Raw genomic sequence first — 18,052 nt, forward strand, 5'->3', positions numbered from 1 at the left:
GCTTGACGGATCGTCGGCATGGCTTCCTGCGCACATGCTTGACACGCCCCAGGGGCGCTCCCACACTCTCTCCAGCATTCGTGTTTACGCAAACATGCCTCAGGGAGAGTTACGTGGTTCACGCCCCCACCCCCACCCGGCTCCTGTCCCGCCGCCGCACGTCCCCGGCGCTCGCCGCCCTCTGTGTCGCCGCGCTCGGCCTTCCCGCACTCACCGCACCGGGCGCCTCCGCCGCGTCCGGCACCTCCGCCACAGCCTCCGTGGGCGCATCCGCGGCGGCCTCCGTGGGCGCATCCGCGGCGCTGAAGATCCGTCTGGACCCCAGCTATCAACAGCCGCCCTTCCAGGGCTGGGGCACCGCGCTCGGCTGGTTCGCCAATGTCACCGGCGGCTGGCCCGAAGCCCAGCGCGGCAAGCTGGCCGACGCCCTCTACGGCAAGGACGGCCTCGGCCTCACCATCGCCCGCTACAACATCGGCGGCGGCGACAGCCCGGAGACCACTCCTTACATGCGACCCGGCGCAGCGGTCCCCGGGTACTGGAACCGGCCGGGCCCGGAGAGCCCGAACTGGTGGAACCCGGACGACGCCACCCACTGGAACCCGGACGCCGACGCCAACCAGCGCTGGTGGCTCACCGCCGCCAAGGCGCGCGGCGCCCGTACCTTCGAGGCGTTCTCCAACTCCGCCCCGTACTTCATGACCGAGAGCGGCCTGGTCTCCGGCGCCGCCGACGCCCGGCAGAACAATCTCCGCCCGGACCAGTACGCCAGGTTCGCCGCCTATCTGGCCGGCGCCGTCCAGCGCGTGCAGAAGTCCACGGGTGTCACCTTCGACTCCCTCTCCCCCGTGAACGAGCCGAACACCGACTACTGGCGTGCCGGCGGCCGCCAGGAGGGCTCGCACTGGGACCCGGCCGCGCAGGCCCGGATGGTCTCCACGCTCCGCTCCGCCCTCGACGCGAAGCGCATGAACCTCCCCATAGCCGCGATGGACGAGACCAACCCGCAGCTCTTCAGGACCAATTGGGAGACGTACTCCCCTGTCGTACGCGGGTTGGTCGGGCGGCTCAACACCCATACGTACGGGACGAACGGCCGCACCGGTGTCCGTGACATCGCCAAGGGCGAGAGAGTCCCGCTGTGGATGTCCGAGGTCGACGTCGGCGGCAGCGTGCCGCAGAGCTTCACCGACATGGGCCCGGCTTTCGACCTGACCCGTCGTATCAACGACGACATCCGGGAACTGGAGCCCGCCGCCTGGGTGCTGTGGCAGGCGGTCGAGGACTACGAGAACATGACGCCGGCGCACGAGAACTCCAACTGGGGCCTCATCCAGACCGACTTCACCCCGGCGGACGCGGCGACCGAGCCCCTGCGCAAGAACAAGAAGTACTGGGCGATGGCCAACTACAGCCGCTTCGTCCGCCCCGGCGCCCGCGTCATCAACACCGACGACCCGCACACCCTGGCCGCGCTGCGTCCGCAAGGGCGGGGCACGGTCGTCGTCCACACCAATCCCACCGGCGAGGAGCAGGAACTCATCCTGGACCTGGGCGGATTCGGCAGTGTCGGCAGCGGTCCCGTCGAGCGGTACACGACCGACGCCACCAGGAATCTGCAGCGCGAGAGCGATGTGGCCACCTCGGGCAAGTCCCTGAAGGTGACGGTGGGGGCGGGTTCGGTCACCACCTTCGTCCTGCCGGAAACCGCCGGAGTGAACCCGGCTGCCGCCACCGCCCCCACCGGCGCACCTCGTCAACTGGTCAGCGACCACAGCGGGCTGGCGCTGGCGGCAGCCTCCTCGAACGGTGCGCAGACGCCCGTGCAGCGCACCTGGGACCCTGCCGATCCCGCCCAGCAGTGGACGTTCACCAAGCTCGCCCCGGCCGACTGGGGCAGCACCGCCGCCTACCGGATCACCCAGGCGAAGTCCGGCCGGGCACTGTCGGTCTCCGGTGACGCGCTCACCTTCGCCGAGCCGGGGAACTCGCCCCAGCAGCAGTGGATCCGCTCGACCGGCGGCGACGGACGCACCACGCTGGTCAACCGCGCCACCGGCAAGCTCCTGGACGTGACGGGCGAAGCGACGAGCGACGGCTCCCCCGTCGGGGTCTACCGGCCCACGACGGGCGCCAACCAGTCGTGGACCTTCCGGAGCACCTCCTAGCCTCCCCGGCGGCCCCGCCGGGGAGGACCGTTACTCCTCGGTGGGGCCGAGGTCCGGCGTCGCACGGAAGGCGACGGTGCGGGCGCGGTGCGCGGCGTGGAGTTCGAGCACGACGAGCTCGTTGCTGCCTTCGCGCAGGACGGGGGCCGGTACGTACAGGGAGCGCTGCGGCCCCCGGGACCAGTACCGGCCGAGGGCGAAGCCGTTGATCCAGGCGTTGCCCTTGGTCCAGCCGTCGAGGTGGAGGAAGGTGTCCGCCGTGCCGGTCAGTTCGAAGGTGCCGCGGTGGAAGGCCGGACCCGTCGGGGGCTTCGCCGTGGCGGTGAAGGCGAGCTTCTCCAGGCATGTCATCGGCAGCGGGCGGCTGGTCCAGCCGACGAGGGGTGCGCCGTCCAGCAGGACCTTGCCCAGCAGTCCCTTGCGGTCGTGGATCCCGGGCCCGTAGTTGACCCGTCCCTGGTTCTCCACGAGCAGGGTGAGCACGGCGCCCGCGCGGGGCACCTCGAAGGCCAGGGCGTGCTCGTGGTTCTCGCGCTCCAGGACCCCGGCGGGCCGGCCGTCGAGGAAGACCTGGGCCCGGTCGCGCACCTGCTCCAGTTCGAGGAGCGCGGGTCCCGCGACCGGCAGGGCTTTCTCGTACAGGACGAATCCGAAGTCCTGGCCGAGCTGCTCCATGGTCAGCGGTTCCCGGGAGCGGACCGGCTCGCCGAGCACGGCCGCGCTGTCCAGCAGTCCTGCGCTCTGCTCCAACGCCACCGGTTCCAGGGCCAGCTTGTCCGCGGGGGCCGGGACCGGCTCGGCGGGGAGCGGCACGTACTTGCCGATGACCTCGCGGAAGGCGGTGTACTTCTCCGTCGGGTCGCCCGCCTCGTCCAGGGGTGCGTCGTAGTCGTAGGAGGTGACGGTGGGCCGGTAGGTGTGTTTGTCGTTGGCGCCGCTGGTGAAGCCGAAGTTGGTCCCGCCGTGGAACATGTAGAAGTTCACCGAGGCCCCGGTGGCCAGCACTTCGTCCAGTTCCTGGGCGGCCTGTTGCGGGTCCCGGACCACATGGTGGCCTCCCCAGCGGTCGAACCAGCCGATCCAGAACTCCGTGGACAGCAGCGGTCCCGAGGGCTGGTGCGCGCGCAGGGCGGCGAGGTGGTGGGCGGAGCGGCTGCCGAAGTTGGCGGTCGCGAGGTGTCCCGGCAGAGCGCCCCGCTCCAGGTCGGCCGGCTGGTCGCAGGTGAAGAGCGGGACATCCACCCCGCACCTGCGCAGCGAGTCCGCGAGGTGCTCCAGGTAGGCGGTGTCGTCTCCGTAGGCCCCGTACTCGTTCTCCACCTGTACGGCGATCACCGGGCCGCCGTGCGTGGCCAGTCGCGGCACCAGCGGGGCGAGGAGCCGGCCGAAGTAGTCGTCGACCGCGGCAAGGAAGCGGGGGTCGCGGGAACGGAGCTCGATGTCCGGTTCGTTCAGCAGCCAGGAGGGGAGTCCGCCGCCCTCCCATTCGGCACAGATGTAGGGGCCGGGACGGAGCAGGACGTGCAGGCCCTCCGCGGCGGCCAGGTCGAGGAAGGCGGGCAGATCGAGTGCGCCGTCCATCGAGAAGTGGTCGGGGCGGGGCTGGTGGAGGTTCCAGGGGACGTACGTCTCCACGGTGTTGAGGCCCATCAGGCGGGCCTTGCGGAGCCGGTCGGCCCACTGCTCGGGGTGCACGCGGAAGTAGTGCAGCCCGCCGGACAGGATCCGGAAGGGTTCGCCGTCGAGTCCGAATCCGCCGTCGTCGATCTGAAGAAGGGGCATGCGAGGTTGCTCCTGGTACTCAAGGAGATGCGACGTGGATGACGGCGCATCAGCGGGAAACCCTTGCCATCATTCTTATGTTTACGTAAACACACGGGGCATGGCAAGACCCCCGAGCGGAGACTCGCACCGCTGCGGGGGCCTCGTGCCGGTCCCGCCCTACGAGTCGGCGGACCTCGGTCCTGTCATGGCCGGAGCCCTCAGATAAGGTCCAACTTCCTTAGTGCGTGCCGCTGTTCGGACGTGGTGTCGAGGGGCCAGAAGAGGTAGCACACCCCGCCCGTGCCGCTCTTCACCTTTCCGGCGGCGTCGTAGCGCTTGGTACGGAGCCAGATGTTCTCGAACTCACGCCTCCTGTAAACGCGACGGACGGCTTCGTTGGTGGGGGACGCCGGATCGTTCGCGATCACGTCGCCCGCGCCGGTGAACCCGATGACGGTCATCAGATGGCCGGAGGTGCCGTAGCCCGCGCCCGTCAGCTCCCCTTTGAGGAACGACTGCGACGTGATGGCGGGGATGCCCGCACGGAGGAGGAGCGCCAGGTCGTCCAGCGATCCCAGCCGGGTGACGACCGCGTTCATGTCCCGGTACGTCGCCGCGTACGCGGCGTTGAAGGGCCAGTTGCCGCAGCCGTCGTACTGGTAGTCGTACGTCTGGCGGGCCGCGTGGCACACCTGGGGGTCGGCGTACGCGGGGTTCACCCAGGCCAGGTCATCGGCCGTGGGCCCGCGCCGCCAGTACTCCAGGATCATCGTGGCGGAGGTGGGGCTGCACCACGCCTCTCCGCCGTTGTCGTACTCCGGGTACTGCCCCACGTGGATCTCCTGCGAGTGGCGCGGCACCCGCAGCTCGCGGGCGCGGCAGGGCTCGGACGCCGGGACGGTGAACCGGTCCGGTACGTCGGAGGCCATCGCCCCGAGCCGCCACACGGTGGGCGTCGCGGTGCTGCCCGGCAGCCGGTGCAGGACGAGCCGCAGCTGGTAGCCGGTGAGCCGGGTGCCGGCGGCCGGGTCGTCGACCCCGACGGTGTCGGTGGAGACATTGCTGCGGCCGTCGCGCTGGCCGTCGACGGAGGTGCGCCGGATGTCGGCGTCACCGGCCGCCCAGCGGCCCATCACGTACCAGGGGGTGCGCGATCCGTCGGTGTACACGGCGCACAGCTCGACGGCGATCCAGGTGCCGGGCGGGGTGTCGGCGTTCCAGGAGGCGACGATCTCGGTGGCGGGCACCCGGCTGCGGTGCAGCGGCGAGGTCCACCGGGCGTACTCGTAGGTGCCGGTGCGCCCGGTGTGCGGGTCGCGGTAGGTCGTCAGGCCGTCGGGGGCGCCGATGGCCAGGCCGGGGCGGCGGCCGCGGACGACACGGGTGCCGGGCCCCGTGCCGGAGCGCCAGTCGGTGTACGTCGTCCAGAAGTGGTTGTCGACGAGACAGGGCTCCTCCGAAGCCGGTGCGGACGCGGCCGCGGCGGCCGGAAGCACGGGCACGGCAGCGGCGGCGAGCGCGGCGGCCAGTACGGTCCTGCGCGCGGCGGACGGCAGCTCGGGGCTGGTCGTATCAGGTCTGGGCGTATCAGATCTGGGCGTATCGGGTCTGGTCACGGTCGAGGCCCCCATCGAAGAGTCGCAGTCGGATGCGGATACGGATACGGACGAGCAGTCGGACACCGAGCAGATCGGACGCGGGCGGGCGCGCTCCCGGCAGGCGCAATGGCTACCCCGCCGGAGCGCCCGGCACCCGCCGGAGCCCGGACCCGCCCCATACTGCGACCGACCGCCCCCGCGACCTGCGGCGGCGCGCGGACCGCACCCCTCTTAGGCTGGTCCGAATGAACAGCACCGCCCCACCGACGTCTCTCGCCCCTCTCGCCGCACGGCTCCGCGCCCTGCCGCCCTCCTGCGGCCAGGTGCGGCTGATCGCCGTGGACGGCCACGCGGGCTCCGGCAAGAGCACCTTCTCCGGGCACCTGGCGGACGCGCTGGGCGGGGCGCCCGTACTGCACCTGGACGATCTGGCGAGCCACGCGGAGCTGTTCGGCTGGACGGACCGGCTGCGCACCCGGGTGACCGGGCCGCTGTCACGGGGCGAGCGCGCGCGGTACGCGCCGTACGACTGGACGCTCCGCCGCTTCGGACCCGCGGTGCGCGAGCTGCCGCCCGCTCCCGTCGTCCTCATGGAGGGCGTGGGGGCCGGCCGCCGCGCACTGCGGCCGCTCCTGGCCCACCTCCTCTGGATGGATCTGGACGCCGAGCGGTCCTGGCGACGCGGCCGGGAGCGGGACGGAGCCGAGCAGTCCGCATTCTGGGACGGCTGGACGAAGGCCGAGACGGAGCATTTCTCGGCGGACCCGTCCCGTCCGTTCGCCGACACTCTGGTACGGCAGTTGCGCGAGGGCTACGAGTGGCACCAGAGAACCCCCGCGACCGCGTGAGCGAACAGATCCATCACCGAGCGTGACCACCTGCCCCGACCCTGTGGAACGGCCGGAAAACCGCCCCCGCGAGTGCCCCAACTCCGCTTGACCCGGGGGGCGTACAGGTCTTACGTTCTCAATGTGCGGCTTTCCGGAGCCGCCCGCAGACACGAAGCCCCCGGTTGTTCCCCCGTGATCGGGGGCTTCGTTCTGCCCTCACCGGTCATTCCGGGGCGCACAGAGACCCCATTCGCTCACCCAGGGTCACCATTCGCGCAGGCCTCGCGGCACCCTTATTTCCGTGCCCCCTGCCCAGGTACGATGCCCTTCGGTGCGGTCAATTCCCGTCCGGGACACAGCGGTTCGGGCAAGTGCCAACGGCATACGGCCACTGGTGCACGCCCGACGGCACATCACGGGGGGCACGGTCTGTGGGGGACGTGATGGACTTCGGCACGCAGGGCACGCACGCCCCGGCCGACCTCGCCTGGCTGCGCGGCGTGGACGCCTACACCATGGGGGCGTATCCGCAGGCGGAGGAGGAATTCCGGACGGCGGTACGACTCGATCCGGGGATGGCGGACGGCTGGCTCGGCCTCCACGCCCTGCGCATCGACACGACGACGGCGCTCTTACGCATGTACCGCCACCGGGAGCGGTTCGGCGAGCAGCGCGCCAGGCACCGCAGGAGGCTCAACTCCTGGTACTGGCTGGGCTGGTGGGTGCAGCCGGTACTGGAGAGCCCGCGGGACCTGCTCCTTGCGCACGCCTCGCACTGGCTGGACGGACGCCATGTGCCGGAGCTGGACCGGGCGCTGGCGGGTCTGCCGCCCGTGGACACGGACCAGCAGGTGCGGTTCCTGCACGCGTGCCGGGCGTATCTGGTCAAGGACTGGGACCAGTTGGTCCGGCACACGGACTCCCTCGTCGACGATCCGCTGCTCGGCATCGAGGCGGGCCTGTTCGGCGGGATGGCGCGGGTCAGGCTGGAGATGTTCGGGCAGGCGGAGCCGCTGCTCTCCGCCTCTTTGATGCGCTGCCGCAGCGAACAGCCGCAGCGCAAGGAACTGCGCTACTGGCTGGCCCGCGCCCACGAGGGCACCGGGCGCTCCGCCGCCGCACTCCCCCTCTACCGGGCCGTGCACCGGGTCGACCCGGCCTTCATGGACACCGCGGCCCGGCTCGCGGCGATCTCCGAGGGCGACGGCCTGGACGGGTACGACGAGTCGGCGGCCGGGCTGGCGACGGTGTCGATGACCAGCCAGGAAGCGGTGGAGTCCCAGGGCGAGTTCGACCCACTGGAGGGCGGCGGGGAGCTGCGGGTGGGCGGCGAGGGCCAGCTGCCGTTCGGCGGCGTGGTACCGCCCGGCCCGCCCACGGGCGTACGGGAGAAGGCGGGGCCGCCGCTGCCGGCCGGGCTGCCGCCTTTCCCGGCCGGACCGTCCGATCCGGCGCTCCTGGAGCAGGCGCTCGGCGAGCTGGACCGGATGGTCGGCATGGAGCCGGTGAAGCGCCAAGTACGGGCGCTGTCCGCCCAGTTGAACATGGCCAGGCTGCGGGCCGGGCAGGGACTTCCGGTCCAGCCGCCGAAACGTCACTTTGTCTTCTCCGGCCCCTCGGGGACGGGCAAGACGACGGTCGCCAGGATTCTGGGCCGGGTCTTCTACGCGCTGGGGCTACTCGGCGGAGACCACCTGGTGGAGGCCCAACGGGCCGATCTGGTGGGCGAGTTCCTGGGCCAGACGGCCGTGAAGGCGAACGAGCTGATCGACTCGGCGATGGGCGGGGTGCTCTTCGTCGACGAGGCGTACAGCCTGGCCAACTCCGGCTACAGCAAGGGCGACGCGTACGGCGACGAGGCGCTTCAGGTGCTGTTGAAGCGGGCCGAGGACAACCGGGACCACCTGGTGGTGATCCTCGCCGGGTACCCGGAGGGGATGGACCGGCTGCTGGCCGCCAATCCCGGACTGTCGTCGAGGTTCACGACCCGGGTCGACTTCCCGAGCTACCGGCCGCTGGAGCTGACCAGCATCGGGGAGGTGCTGGCCGGGGACAACGGGGACGCATGGGACGAGGAGTCCCTGGAGGAACTGCGGAGCATCAGCGGGCACGTCATCGAGCAGGGGTGGATCGACGAGCTGGGCAACGGGCGGTTCCTGCGGACGCTGTACGAGAAGAGCTGCGCCTACCGGGACCTGCGGCTGTCGGGGTACGCGTCCACGCCGACGCGGGACGATTTGTCGACGTTGCGGCTGCCGGACCTGATGCAGGCGTACGGGGAGGTGCTGTCGGGGCGGGGGCCGGTGGGGAGGGGGCAGGGGGAGGTACCGGGGGTATAGCTCCCCCTGACCGCCCTTCCCCCGTCCCCCGCGCCCCGAGGACCAGCCCCCACCCGCTACCCCGCCAGCACCCCCGCCTGTGCCTCCGCCCTCGGCTGAGCGAGACGAGCTGTCGCCGGGGTGGGCGCAGCGACCCGGTGTGCCGGGTCCCGCACCTCGCCCACCAGCATTTCCAGTACGTCCTCCAGGGCGACGAGCCCCAGCACCCGCCCCGACGCATCCGCCACCTGCGCGAGGTGGGTGGCCGCGCGGCGCATGACCGACAGCGCGTCGTCCAGCGGGAGTTCGGCCCGCAGCGTGGTCATCGGGCGCCACACCTGCTGCGGAACGGCCCGGTCCACCTCGTCCAGGTCCAGGACGTCCTTGACGTGGATGTAGCCCATGAAGGCGCCCGCGGGCCCGGTCGCGCAGACCGGGAAGCGGGAGTAGCCCGTGCGGACCGTCAGCTCCTCGATCCGGCGCGGGGTCACCGACGGGTCGACCGTCACCAGGGTCGCCCTGCGCAGCAGTACGTCCGTGAGCGGGCGGCTGCCCAGCTCCAGGGCGTCTTCGAGGCGCTCCTGCTCGCCGGGTTCCAGCAGGCCCGCCTGTCCGGAGTCCTCGACCAGCCGGTTGAGCTGTTCGCTGGTGAAGACGGACTCGACTTCTTCCCTGGGTTCCACCCGGAACAGCTTCAGGACCATGCGGGCGCACCAGCCGAGCGCCGCCGTGACCGGCCTGCACAGCCGGGCGAAGCCGACCAGGCCGGGGCTGAACCACAGCGCGGTCTTCTCGGGGGCCGCCATCGCCAGGTTCTTCGGCACCATCTCGCCGATGACGAGGTGGAGGGAGACGACGACCGCGAGGGCGATCGCGTACCCGAGGGGGTGGATCAGCCCTGCGGGCACGTGGGCCGCGTGGAAGAGCGGCTCCAGGAGGTGCGCGACGGTGGGTTCGGCGACCGCGCCGAGCGTCAACGAGCAGACGGTGATGCCGAATTGGGCCGCCGCCATCATCTGCGGCAGGTGTTCCAGCCCGTACATCACCTGCTTGGCGCGGGCGGAGCCGCTCGCCGCGAGAGGTTCGATCTGGCTGCGGCGCACGGAGACGAGCGCGAACTCGGCGCCGACGAAGAAGCCGTTGGCCAGGACCAGGAGCAGTGCGAGGAGGAGTGGGAGGGCGCTCATCGTGCGGCCTCCGTGAGCTGCTTGGGCCGGGGGGCCACCGGGGTCGCACAGGCCGCGGGGGCCGCCGCCGTGCGGACCAGGCGCACGCGCTCGGCCCGGTAGCGGTCCACCTGCCGTACGGAGAGCTTCCAGCCGGGCAGTTCGGCCCGGTCGCCGGGGGCCGGGATGCGGCCGAGCAGGTCGGCCACCAGGCCCGCCACCGTCTCGTACGGGCCGTCGGGGACGTCGAGTCCTATCCGGCGCAGGGTGAGCACCCGGCAGCTGCCGTCGGCCTCCCAGGACGGGCTGCCGTCGTCGGCGGGGGCGAGAGCGGCCAGTTCGGGCCGGTCGGCGCCCTCGGCATCATGCTCGTCGCGGACCTCGCCGACGAGTTCCTCGACGATGTCCTCCAGGGTGACGACTCCGGCGGTGCCGCCGTACTCGTCGACGACGACCGCTATCGGCTGCTCGCTGCGCAGCCGCTCCAGGAGCTGCTGCACGGGCAGCGTCTCCGGTACGAGCAGTGGCGGTACGGCGATCCGGCCGACGGACACGCGCATGCGCTCGTGCGCGGCGACGGCGAGCGCGTCCTTGAGGTGCACCATGCCGACGATCTCGTCGATGCGCTCCCGGTAGACGGGGAAGCGCGAGAGTCCGGTGGCCCGGGTGAGGTTGAGGACGTCGGCGGCGGTCGCGGACGACTGGAGGGAGCTGACCTTCACGCGCGGCGTCATCACGTGCTGCGCGGTGAGGTGTCCGAGGGACAGGGTCCGCACGAACAGGTCGGCGGTGTCCTGCTCCAGCGTCCCGGCCCGCGCCGAGTGCCGGGCCAGGGAGACGAGTTCACCGGGTGTGCGGGCCGAAGCCAGCTCGTCCGTCGGTTCGACGCCCAGGGCCCGTACGAGACGGTTGGCGACGGTGTTGAGGAGGGAGATCACCGGCCGGAACACGGTCGAGAAGCGGTACTGCGGGCCGGCCACGAAGCGGGCCACCTGGAGCGGCTTGGAGACCGCCCAGTTCTTGGGCACGAGTTCGCCGATCACCATCTGCACGGCGGAGGCCGTCAGCATGCCGATGACGACGCTGATGCCGGAGACGGCGCCCGCCGGTATCCCGGTGGCGGTCAGCGGCCCGTCGAGCAGAGCGGCGAGCGCGGGCTCGGCCAGCATGCCGACGACGAGGGAGGTGAGGGTGATGCCGAGTTGGGTGCCGGAGAGCTGGAAGGACAGTTCTCGCAGGGACCGCACGACCGTACGGGCTCGTTTGTCGCCCGCTGCGGCGGCGCGTTCGGCTTCGGGCCGCTCCACCGTGACGAGGCCGAATTCGGCCGCCACGAAGAAGCCGTTGGCGAGGATCAGGAGGAACGCTGCGGCGAGCAGCAGAAGCGGGATGGTCATGCCGACGCCTCAAGAGGAGAGGGGGCGGCGCAGGTACTACCGGACGATCCGTCCATTGCTGGAGGGAGTCACTCCTTGGGTCGAAGGTGCGACCCCGCGGGCCACGAGGGCCGTACTGCGCGGGGCGGGACGCACTTGGCGCCCCACCCCACAGAGTAAACAGGACTGCCCGTGCGGCGGCAGGGGCCCAGCCGGTGAGTATCCGTACACGCCTGGGCCGCTGCCGATCCGGTCAGTCGCTGTGCAGCGCCCGCGCCTCGACGAGGGCCCGCAGGGTGCGGGCGTCGCGGATGGCGTGCTCCTTGGCGATGCCGGGCTGGATACCGAGGGCGGGCAGGCTGGTGCCGTCGCTGAGGTCGAGGAACACCCAGGCGTCGCCGGGGCGCAGGTTGACCTTCAGGATCTCGGCCCATTCCAGGCGCCGCTTCGTCGTGAGGTTCACGACGGTGACGCCGGATTCCTCTGCGACGACCTTGGGGCGGCTGAGCAGCAGCAGGACGGCGAACAGGAGCGCGCCGGTGAAGATGAAGCTCACCCGCTCCCCCGGGCTGAGCATCTCCAGTATCAGACCGATCGCCGAGACGACGGCGAACAGCGCCACCCCCACGGTCAGCAGGACCGCCCGGGTGCGGTTCGGCCGGAAGGTGACCGGGAGGGCGGGGAGCTGGGGCTGCGACACGGCGGGCGGCATCCTTCGTACGTACAGGAGGAGATGAGGAGTCAGAGACGGCAGGCGTGGATGGCCGTCGTGAGGATGGCGCGCGCGCCCAGTTCGTACAGGTCGTCCATGATCCGCTGGGCCTCCTTGGCGGCGACCATGGAGCGGACCGCGACCCAGCCCTCGTGGTGGAGGGGGGAGATCGTCGGGGACTCCAGGCCGGGCGTGAGGGCGACTGCCTTCTCCAGGTGCTCGACCCGGCAGTCGTAGTCCATCATCACGTACGAGCGGGCCACCAGGACGCCCTGGAGGCGGCGCAGGAACTGCTGGACCTTGGGGTCCTCCGCGTCGGCGCCGGTGCGGCGGATGACGACGGCCTCGGAGGTCATGATCGGCTCGCCGAAGACCTCCAGGCCGGCGTTGCGCAGCGAGGTGCCGGTCTCCACGACGTCCGCGATGACCTGGGCGACGCCCAGCTCGATGGCGGTCTCGACGGCGCCGTCCAGGTGGACCACGGCCGCCTCGATGCCGCGCTCGGCGAGGAACTTCGCGACGATGCCCTCGTACGAGGTGGCGATCGTCTTGCCCGCCAGGTCGTCCAGGGAAGTGGCGGTGCCCGGCTTGGCGGCGAAGCGGAAGGTGGAGCGGGCGAAGCCGAGCGGGAGGATCGGCTCGGCGCCGGCCCCGGAGTCGATCAGGAGGTCCTCGCCGGTGATGCCGATGTCGAGGCGGCCGGCCGAGACGTAGATCGCGATGTCCTTGGGGCGGAGGTAGAAGAACTCCACCTCGTTCGCCGGGTCCACCAGGACCAGCTCCTTGGACTCCTTGCGCTGCTGGTAGCCGGCCTCATGGAGCATCGCCGACGCAGGTCCGGAGAGGGAGCCCTTGTTCGGGATGGCGATGCGCAGCATGAGGTCAGCTTCCTTTGTTGCGAAGGGAAAAGCGGGGGGAACGAGGGGCGTGCTCAGAGGTGGGCGTAGACGTCGTCGAGCGAGATCCCGCGGGCGACCATCATCACCTGGACGTGGTACAGCAGCTGCGAGATCTCCTCGGCGGCGGCTTCCTTGCCCTCGTACTCGGCGGCCATCCAGACTTCGGCGGCCTCCTCGACGACCTTCTTGCCGATGGCATGGACGCCCTTGTCCACCAGCTCGGCGGTGCGGGAGGTGGTGGGGTCGCCGTCGGCGGCCTTCTGCTGGAGCTCGGTGAAGAGCTCTTCAAAAGTCTTGTTGGCCATGATGGTCCTTAGAGTACGGGGTGCTCGCAGGGCACTCAGCGCCAGGGTTCGGCGACCGTGCGCAGCGTGGTCGCGGTGGCGACGGCGGCGGTGACGGCCTCGTGCCCCTTGTCCTCGACGGAGCCGACGAGCCCGGCGCGGTCGAGGGCCTGCTCCTCCGTGTCGCAGGTCAGCACGCCGAAGCCGATGGGGACGCCGGTGTCGACGGAGACCTGGGTGAGGCCGAGCGTGACGCCCTGGCACACGTACTCGAAGTGGGGGGTGCCGCCACGGATGACGACTCCGAGGGCGACGATCGCGTCGTAGCCGCGGCCCGCGAGGACCTTGGCGACGACGGGGAGCTCGAAGCTGCCGGGGACCCTGAGCAGGGTGGGCTCGTCGATGCCCAGCTCGTGCAGGGCGCGCAGGGCACCGTCGACGAGTCCGTCCATGATCTTTTCGTGCCACTGGGCCGCGATCACCGCCACCCGAAGGTCGCTGCAGTTCTTCACGCTCAGTTCGGGTGCGCCCTTGCCGCTCACGCTTGTTCTCTCCTCTTTGATTCTCTGGTGTGGTTACTGGTTGCCGCAGGTGGGGGCGGCGGCGCCGTCCAGCCAGGGCAGGTCGTGGCCCATCCGGTCCCGCTTGGTGCGCAGGTACCGCAGATTGTGCTCACTCGCCTGTACGGGCATGACCTCGCGTCCGCTGACGGTGAGTCCGTGCCGTACCAGCGCGGTGATTTTGTCCGGATTGTTCGTCATCAAACGCACGCTGTGCACGCCAAGGTCGGCGAGCATCTGTGCGCCGGCCGCGTAGTCGCGGGCGTCGGCGGGCAGGCCCAGTTCGAGGTTGGCGTCGAGGGTGTCGACGCCCCGCTCCTGGAGTTCGTACGCGCGCAGCTTGGACAGCAGGCCGATGCCGCGGCCCTCGTGGCCGCGCAGGTAGACCACGACGCCGCGGCCGGCCTCGGTGACGCGGCGCATGGAGGCGTCGAGCTGGGGGCCGCAGTCGCAGCGCAGCGAGTGGAAGATGTCGCCCGTGAGGCACTCGGAGTGCAGCCGGACCAGGACGTCCTCGCCGTCGCCGATCTCGCCGTGGACGAGGGCGACGTGCTCGACCCCGTCGGTCGCGCGGTAGCCGTACGCGGTGAAGTCGCCGAGGGAGGTGGGGAGGTGGACCTCCGCCTCGCGCCGGACGGCTGTTTCGGGGTCCTCCACCGCCTCGGGGGCCTCGGGGGCCTCGGTGGCTCGGCGGTACGCGATCAGGTCCTCGATGGAGATGATCGTCAGGCCGTGCTTGCGGGCGAAGGGGACCAGCTCGGGCAGCCGCAGCATCACGCCGTTCTCGTCGGCGATCTCCACGATGGCACCGGCCGGGCGCAGCCCCGCGAGGCGGGCCAGGTCGACGGCGGCCTCGGTGTGGCCGTCGCGGACCAGGACGCCGCCGGGGCGGGCGCGCAGCGGGAAGATGTGGCCCGGACGTACGAAGTCGACCGGGGTGCTGTCGCCGGAGGCCAGCAGCCGCAGCGTGGCGGCGCGGTCGGAGGCGGAGATTCCGGTGGTGACGCCGTGCGCGCCGGACGCGTCGACGGAGACGGTGAACGCCGTCCGCATGGACTCGGTGTTGTGCTCGACCATCTGCGGCAGGGCCAGACGTTCCAGTTCCGGGCCCTCCATGGGGGCGCAGATCAGGCCGCGGCACTCGCTCATCATGAACGCGACGATCTCGGGGGTGATCAGCTCGGCGGCGACGATCAGGTCGCCCTCGTTCTCCCGGTCCTCGTCGTCGACGACGACGATCGGGCGGCCGGCCGCGATGTCGCGGATCGCCTGCTCGACGGGGTCGAGTACCAGGGCCGGGTCGTCCTGGCGGTCGTGGGTCACCGGTGCCTCCCGGCTGTCGTACGGGGTGGGGATCAGGGTGGCGGTCATGCCGTGGCTCCTTCGAGGACGGGCGGGGCGGCAGCGGCGCGGGAGCGCAGCCACCAGTCCCGCATCCCCCACAGGACGAGGGCGAGGTAGATGACGTAGACGAAACCGGAGAAGGCGAGTCCGCTGGAGAAGGCGAGCGGGACGCCGACGAGGTCGACCAGCAGCCAGGCGAACCAGAACTCGACCAGACCGCGGGCCTGCGCCACCATCGCGGCGAGGGTGCCGACGAAGATGTACGCGTCGGCCCACGGGCTCCAGGAGAGCGACGGGTAGAGGCTGAAGAGGCCGCCGACGGCCAGGGTGCCGACGGCCGCGCCGCCGAGCAGCAGCCCGCGCTCGCGCCAGGTGGCGAAGCGGACGGCGATCGTCCCGTCCTGCGCCTGCTGCTTGCCGCGCTGCCACTGCCGCCAGCCCCACACGGCGACGCCGATGACCAGGAGCTGCTTGCCGACACCGCCGCTGAGGTGCACGGACGCGTACGCGGCGACGAGGATGACACCGGAGAGGAGCTGGGCGGGCCAGGACCATATGGAGCGCCGCCAGCCCAGCGCGAGCGCCAGCAGGCCGATGCTGTTGCCGACCATGTCGGACCACAGGATGTGCTGGCCGAAGGCCGTGAAGGCTTCGGAGTTGAGCCAGTCGAGGGAGCTCACTTCACGGTCTCCTTGTCGTTCCGCTGCGCGCCGAGCAGCCGCTCGACGTACTTGGCCAGGACGTCCACTTCGAGGTTGACCGGGTCCCCGGCCTGCTTGATGCCGAGGGTGGTCAGCGCGAGCGTGGTGGGGATGAGGCTGATGGTGAAGTAGTCGTCGCCCGCGTCGACCACGGTGAGGCTGACTCCGTCGACGGTGATGGAGCCCTTCTCGACGACGTACCGCGAGAGGCCGTCCGGCAGGGCGACCTTGACGATCTCCCAGTGCTCGGAGGGCTCGCGGCCGACGATGGTGCCGGTGCCGTCGACGTGGCCCTGGACGAGGTGGCCGCCGAGGCGCCCGCCGAGCGCCATCGGGCGCTCCAGGTTGACGCGGGAGCCCACGGCAAGGGCGCCGAGGCTGGAGCGGATGAGGGTCTCGGCCATCACGTCGGCGGTGAATTCGCCGTCGGCGGTGTCCACGACGGTGAGGCAGACGCCGTTGACGGCGATCGAGTCGCCGTGCTTGGCGCCCTCGGTGACGAGGGGGCCGCGCAGGCGGAAGCGTGAGGAGTCGCCGAGGTTCTCGACGGCGGTGATCTCACCCAGTTCTTCGACGATTCCGGTGAACACGCTCAGCGCTCCTTGGAAGCAGTGGGGACGGCAGCGGTGGGGACAGAGGCGGTGGGGACAGCAGCGGTGGGAACAGCGGCAGTGGGGACAGCACTGATGCGGAGGTCGGGGCCGATGCGGACCGTCTCGGTCACATCGAGGCGCAACGCGTCCGCGATCGTGGTGATTCCTGCGTCGGCGAGGGCGGCGGCGCCCGCGCCGAGCAGTACGGGAGCGAGGTAGCCGACGACCTTGTCGACGGCGCCGGCCGCGACGAACGCGCCCGCGAGGGTGGGTCCGCCTTCGAGCAGCACGGAGCGGACTCCGCGTGCGTACAGCTCGGTGAGCAGGGCGTCCACGTCGAGCCCCGAGCCGGTGCGGGGCAGTCGCAGGACGTCGGGGAGGTCGGTCTGCGCGTCCTCGGCGACAGCGATGAGCGTCGGCGCCGCGTCGTCCAGGACCCGGGCCCCGGGCGTGATCGTGGCGTGGGTGTCGAGGACGACGCGCAGCGGCTGTACGGCGCCCTCGATGCCCCGGACGGCGAGGTGCGGGTCGTCCGCGTGGAGCGTTCCCGAGCCGACCACGACCGCGTCGGCCTCGGCGCGCAGCCGGTGCACGTCGGCGCGCGACTCGGCCGAGGAGATCCAGCGGCTGGTGCCGTCGGCCGCGGCGATGCGGCCGTCGAGGGTGGCCGCGTACTTCCACAGGACGTACGGGCGGTGCAGTCGTACGGAGGTGAGCCAGGCGGCGTTCCCGGCCGCCGCCTCCTCTTTGAGGAGGCCGTGCTCGACCTGGACGCCGGCGGCGCGGAGGGTGTCGGCGCCGCCGGTGGCCTGCGGGTTCGGGTCGGCGACGGCGTAGACGACGCGGGTGATGCCGACGTCGATGAGGGCCTGGGCGCAGGGGCCGGTGCGACCGGTGTGGTTGCAGGGCTCCAGGGTGACGTACGCGGTGCCGCCCCTGGCCCGGTCCCCGGCATCGTGCAAGGCGTGGACCTCGGCGTGCGGGCCGCCCGCGCGCTGGTGGTGGCCCTCGCCTGCGGGGGCGCCCGAGGCGTCGGTGATGACGCATCCGACGACCGGATTGGGGCTGGTGGCGCCGAGGGCGCGTGCGGCGAGCGTGATCGCTCGACGCATGGCGTTCTCATCGGCTGCGGCGATTGCCACCGGGTCCTCCTGCCTCTTCGGGCACGGACTCCGGGGCCTGTCGATGACGACAGATGAAGCGGGCGAATCACGGGTACGTCAACGGCGACGCCGGGCCGGGAAAGAGGGGCCTCCCCGGGTAGGGGGCGCCCGCCGACGGCGGCGTACCGAAAAAGACCTGTGAGGGCCCGCCGCGCACTGCCTCCCATCCGGACTTTCACCGTCGGTCCAGGAATTACACCTGGTCAACCGGTCACTGGAGGTGACCGGGTCGCGGACTATAACCGCCGGTTCGGAATTACACCGACCCCGGAGTGCGCTGCTGCTGGTACACGGCCAGTGTGCCACGACTGATCGGCCCCGTGCCCCGACGGTCTTGTGGGGTGACTCACAGGCGGATATGAGGCGGGTCACATTCTCGGGGGTGCGGGGCACGTTCCCTGGGCGTGGGACGCACCCGGGGGACATGTGGGGCGAGTCACATCCAATGGTCCAGACCTATTGACGTGCTGGTCTAGTCCTCTTAACGTCTGCGTCACTCCCAGGAGACAGCCCGCCGGGTGTGCGCACGCCCCGGGCACGCAACACGGACCCATCCCCGTACCGTCGTGTGACGCT

At 71.2% G+C, this 18,052-nt stretch carries 15 protein-coding genes and 1 riboswitch; of the genes, 3 read left to right on the forward strand and 12 right to left on the reverse strand.

The features are described from left to right. The first annotated feature begins 113 nt into the window (after positions 1–113). The gene (locus AB0D18_RS33955) at positions 114–2,168 is read left to right on the forward strand and encodes a glycoside hydrolase (protein ID WP_362427547.1); all 2,055 of its coding nucleotides are present in this window, start codon (positions 114–116) and stop codon (positions 2,166–2,168) included. Positions 2,169–2,198: 30 nt separating this feature from the next. Here the strand turns inward: AB0D18_RS33955 and AB0D18_RS33960 are convergent, their stop codons facing one another. Next, on the reverse strand, positions 2,199–3,950 hold the full coding sequence (locus tag AB0D18_RS33960; protein ID WP_362427550.1) for a beta-galactosidase family protein: 1,752 nt from the start codon (positions 3,948–3,950) through the stop codon (positions 2,199–2,201). A 200-nt stretch (positions 3,951–4,150) separates the two neighbouring features. Then, positions 4,151–5,488: a peptidase C39 family protein gene (locus AB0D18_RS33965; protein WP_362427656.1), complete on the reverse strand. Its 1,338-nt coding sequence runs from the start codon at positions 5,486–5,488 to the stop codon at positions 4,151–4,153. 287 nt (positions 5,489–5,775) lie between these two features. Here AB0D18_RS33965 and AB0D18_RS33970 point away from each other — a divergent pair, with 287 nt between their 5' ends. Together AB0D18_RS33970 and AB0D18_RS33975 are read left to right on the forward strand one after the other, a co-directional pair. After that, complete coding sequence (locus AB0D18_RS33970) at positions 5,776–6,378, forward strand: hypothetical protein (protein WP_362427553.1); 603 nt, start codon at positions 5,776–5,778, stop codon at positions 6,376–6,378. Between the two features lie 425 nt (positions 6,379–6,803). Beyond that, positions 6,804–8,699 (forward strand): AAA family ATPase, encoded by a 1,896-nt coding sequence (locus tag AB0D18_RS33975; RefSeq protein ID WP_362427556.1) that lies wholly within the window; start codon positions 6,804–6,806, stop codon positions 8,697–8,699. Positions 8,700–8,755: 56 nt separating this feature from the next. Here the strand turns inward: AB0D18_RS33975 and AB0D18_RS33980 are convergent, their stop codons facing one another. The 10 genes from AB0D18_RS33980 to ribD all read right to left on the reverse strand — a co-directional run bounded on the left by AB0D18_RS33980 (position 8,756) and on the right by ribD (position 17,425). Beyond that, entirely contained in the window at positions 8,756–9,865 is a 1,110-nt protein-coding gene (locus tag AB0D18_RS33980; protein WP_362427559.1) for a hemolysin family protein, read from the reverse strand. Further along, a complete protein-coding gene (locus tag AB0D18_RS33985) occupies positions 9,862–11,241 on the reverse strand; it encodes a hemolysin family protein (protein ID WP_362427562.1) in 1,380 nt (459 codons plus the stop codon). The genes AB0D18_RS33980 and AB0D18_RS33985 overlap by 4 nt, the downstream gene beginning before the upstream one ends. Positions 11,242–11,473: 232 nt before the next feature. Then, on the reverse strand, positions 11,474–11,932 hold the full coding sequence (locus AB0D18_RS33990) for a PH domain-containing protein (protein WP_362427564.1): 459 nt from the start codon (positions 11,930–11,932) through the stop codon (positions 11,474–11,476). A gap of 29 nt (positions 11,933–11,961) precedes the next feature. Continuing rightward, complete coding sequence (gene hisG, locus AB0D18_RS33995; RefSeq protein WP_362427567.1) at positions 11,962–12,810, reverse strand: ATP phosphoribosyltransferase; 849 nt, start codon at positions 12,808–12,810, stop codon at positions 11,962–11,964. A gap of 53 nt (positions 12,811–12,863) precedes the next feature. Continuing rightward, entirely contained in the window at positions 12,864–13,136 is a 273-nt protein-coding gene (locus tag AB0D18_RS34000; protein WP_362427570.1) for a phosphoribosyl-ATP diphosphatase, read from the reverse strand. Between the two features lie 35 nt (positions 13,137–13,171). Beyond that, positions 13,172–13,657, reverse strand: coding sequence for a 6,7-dimethyl-8-ribityllumazine synthase (gene ribH / locus AB0D18_RS34005; RefSeq protein WP_362427573.1), 486 nt, complete (start codon positions 13,655–13,657; stop codon positions 13,172–13,174). 33 nt (positions 13,658–13,690) lie between these two features. Continuing rightward, a complete protein-coding gene (locus tag AB0D18_RS34010; RefSeq protein WP_362427576.1) occupies positions 13,691–15,046 on the reverse strand; it encodes a bifunctional 3,4-dihydroxy-2-butanone-4-phosphate synthase/GTP cyclohydrolase II in 1,356 nt (451 codons plus the stop codon). Then, positions 15,043–15,699: a nicotinamide mononucleotide transporter family protein gene (locus tag AB0D18_RS34015; protein WP_362427579.1), complete on the reverse strand. Its 657-nt coding sequence runs from the start codon at positions 15,697–15,699 to the stop codon at positions 15,043–15,045. Before AB0D18_RS34015 ends, AB0D18_RS34010 begins: the two co-directional genes overlap by 4 nt. After that, positions 15,696–16,310, reverse strand: coding sequence for a riboflavin synthase (locus AB0D18_RS34020; RefSeq protein WP_362427581.1), 615 nt, complete (start codon positions 16,308–16,310; stop codon positions 15,696–15,698). Before AB0D18_RS34020 ends, AB0D18_RS34015 begins: the two co-directional genes overlap by 4 nt. 2 nt (positions 16,311–16,312) lie before the next feature. After that, positions 16,313–17,425, reverse strand: a complete 1,113-nt coding sequence (gene ribD, locus AB0D18_RS34025; protein WP_362427659.1) for a bifunctional diaminohydroxyphosphoribosylaminopyrimidine deaminase/5-amino-6-(5-phosphoribosylamino)uracil reductase RibD — start codon at positions 17,423–17,425, stop codon at positions 16,313–16,315. Positions 17,426–17,625: 200 nt separating this feature from the next. Then, positions 17,626–17,756, reverse strand: a riboswitch (FMN riboswitch). Positions 17,757–18,052 lie beyond the last annotated feature (296 nt).

The sequence above is a fragment of the Streptomyces sp. NPDC048442 genome (assembly GCF_040651475.1).
Lineage (GTDB): Bacteria > Actinomycetota > Actinomycetes > Streptomycetales > Streptomycetaceae > Streptomyces.